This is a genomic window from Bradyrhizobium sp. STM 3843 (genome assembly GCF_000239815.1).
GTDB lineage: Bacteria > Pseudomonadota > Alphaproteobacteria > Rhizobiales > Xanthobacteraceae > Bradyrhizobium.
Genome location: NZ_CAFK01000176.1, coordinates 1 through 553 on the forward strand (window position 1 = coordinate 1; position 553 = coordinate 553).

General features: G+C 66.5%; 1 protein-coding gene. It reads right to left on the reverse strand.

Annotated features, from left to right (window positions below; all coding sequences use genetic code 11):
- On the reverse strand, positions 1–553 hold a 553-nt coding region (locus BRAS3843_RS18850), incomplete at both ends, for a HAMP domain-containing protein (protein ID WP_035982151.1).

Consider the following 553-nt stretch of genomic DNA (forward strand, 5'->3'; position numbering starts at 1 on the left):
CGGGCACAGCGGCCTGGCCACCGAGCTTGCCTTCGGTACCGACCTCGCGCGCGACGCGCGTCACTTCGCCGGCGAAGGCGTTGAGCTGGTCGACCATCGTGTTGATCGTATTCTTCAGCTCGAGAATTTCGCCCTTCACGTCGACGGTGATCTTGCGCGACAGATCGCCGCGGGCCACCGCAGTAGTGACCTCGGCGATGTTGCGAACCTGCGTCGTCAGGTTGGCGGCGAGCAGGTTGACGTTGTCGGTGAGGTCCTTCCAGGTGCCGCCGACACCGGGCACCACGGCCTGGCCACCGAGCCGGCCCTCGGTGCCGACCTCGCGCGCCACACGCGTCACTTCGGCCGCGAAGGAGCGCAGCTGCTCGACCATCGTGTTCAGGGTGTCCTTGAGCAGCAGGATCTCGCCGCGGACGTCGACGGTGATCTTCTTCGACAGGTCGCCGCTCGCGATCGCGGTCGCGACGTCGGCGATGTTGCGCACCTGAGCCGTCAGGTTCGAAGCCATGAAGTTGACGTTGTCGGTCAGGTCCTTCCAGGTGCCGGCGACGCC